This is a genomic window from Nocardia sp. NPDC004722 (assembly GCF_053601505.1).
In genome coordinates this window covers 1-1,842 of record NZ_JBSGBY010000995.1, presented here as the reverse complement: position 1 = coordinate 1,842, position 1,842 = coordinate 1, and the positions used below count along the sequence as shown (strand labels likewise).

Here is a 1,842-nt window from a genome sequence, read left to right as displayed (position 1 = left end):
TGTTGGCCGGGCCGTTCGCGGCCATGCTCGATCGTGCCCGCGACGCCATTACGAAGCCGCACGGGGCGTAAGGCTCATTCGGAGAATGGGATCAGGCGTACGGCAGCGGATCGGAACATCGGCCGCTTCGACGCAGGGTCCCACTCCGTGCGTGGGCGGCCGCACAACGGTTTCCACACAGCTCGGCCGGGTAGGCGGTGGGCAGAACCGACAATCCGAGGAGATCCGAATGAGCACCGTCACCGCGTCCACCAACGTCGACGTGCCGTTGCACACCGCCTACAACCAGTGGACCCAGTTCGAATCGTTCCCGCAGTTCATGGAAGGTGTGCAACAGGTCGAGCAACTCGGCCCGACGCACACCCATTGGAGGGTCAAAATCGGCCCGGTGGAACGTGAATTCGATGCCACCATCACCGAGCAACATCCCGATGAGCGCGTTGCCTGGCATTCCGACAGCGGCCCCTGCCATGCCGGCGTGGTCACCTTCCACCGCATCGACGACGACACCACCCGCGTCATCACCCAGATGGACATCGATCCCGACGGATTCATCGAGAACGTGGCCGACAAGACCGGCCTACTCGACCACCGGGTCAAGGGAGATCTGCGCCGGTTCAAGGAATTCATCGAGAACCAGCCGCACGAGACCGGCGCGTGGCGCGGCGACGTCCCCCGCCCCGGACAGTGAATTCTCCGATAGGACACCATCATCCGAGGAGTGAGTTGCGATGACCGGACTGACCGCGCTGGCCTTGGTCTGCACGTTGAAGAAATCCCCTGCCCCCTCGAGCAGCGATCTCATCGCCCGGCAGGTCCTCGACGAACTCGCGACCCACGATGTCAAGGGCGCCACCGTGCGACTGGTCGACTACGACCTCGCGCCGGGCGTCAGCGCGGACGAGGGTCCCGGAGACCAGTGGCCACAAATTCGCGACCAGATCATGGCCGCGGACATCCTGCTGGTCTCCACTCCGACTTGGCTGGGGCACATGTCCTCGGTCGCGCACCGCGCCCTGGAACGACTCGATGCCGAACTGTCCAACACCGACGAATCCGGCCGGCCCATCCTGACCGGCAAGGTCGCCACGGTCGCCGTCGTCGGCGACGAGGACGGCGCACACAAGATCTGCGCCGATCTCTTCCAATCACTCGACGACCTGGGCTTCACCATTCCGGCGCAGGGCTGCACCTACTGGAACGACCAGGCGATGGGCGGCACCGACTACAACGATCTCGACGAAACCCCTTCGGCGGTCGCGGATGCCACGGCCGTCCTGGCCCGCAACGCGGCATACCTCGCCAAGGTGCTGGCCGAACAGAACTATCCGGGAACCTGACAGGTGCGGGTCTGGTCGTCGGTGTCCGCGCCGCGGGTTTCCCTCGGGCGGATTCCGGCGAGCCCGGTCCAGCACAGGCTGGCGGTGATGGCGACGGCGTCATGCTTGGGTAGGGGTTTGCCGGTGGCGACCCAGTCCCGGGCGCACGATTGAGCGATCGCGACCAATTCGGCGGTGATCAGCCGTCGTCGTTCGGCCGGTGGCAGTGGATTGGGCGCCAACGCCTGAGCGACCGCTTCGGTGCAGACCGCCGCGGCCCGGTGCGCCATCCGCTGAGCCGACGGCTCCTCGGCGACGGCGGCCCCGGCGAGCAGCGCGGCACTGCGGGGATGGATGTCGGCGAAATCGAAGACCGCTGCCACCGTGGCGGATACGACCGCTCCCATGTCCTCGGCCCGACCCAACGCCGCCGAGAGCGACTCACCCAGAACCTGCGTCGCCTCGTGCAGCACCGCCAGGTACAGCTCGAGCTTGCTCGAAAACGATTTGTACAGCACGGGTT

3 protein-coding genes are annotated in these 1,842 nt (G+C 66.1%); 2 read left to right on the top strand and 1 reads right to left on the bottom strand.

The features are described from left to right. Window positions 1–229: 229 nt before the first annotated feature. Together ACWELQ_RS45020 and ACWELQ_RS45015 are read left to right on the top strand one after the other, a co-directional pair. Complete coding sequence (locus ACWELQ_RS45020) at window positions 230–691, top strand: SRPBCC family protein (RefSeq protein ID WP_452403076.1); 462 nt, start codon at window positions 230–232, stop codon at window positions 689–691. 40 nt (window positions 692–731) lie between these two features. After that, the gene (locus tag ACWELQ_RS45015; RefSeq protein WP_452403075.1) at window positions 732–1,340 is read left to right on the top strand and encodes a flavodoxin family protein; all 609 of its coding nucleotides are present in this window, start codon (window positions 732–734) and stop codon (window positions 1,338–1,340) included. Here ACWELQ_RS45015 and ACWELQ_RS45010 read toward each other — a convergent pair. Beyond that, window positions 1,325–1,842: hypothetical protein (locus ACWELQ_RS45010; RefSeq protein WP_452403074.1), on the bottom strand; the 518-nt coding region annotated here is incomplete at its 5' end. The two genes, ACWELQ_RS45015 and ACWELQ_RS45010, sit on opposite strands and share 16 nt — an antisense overlap.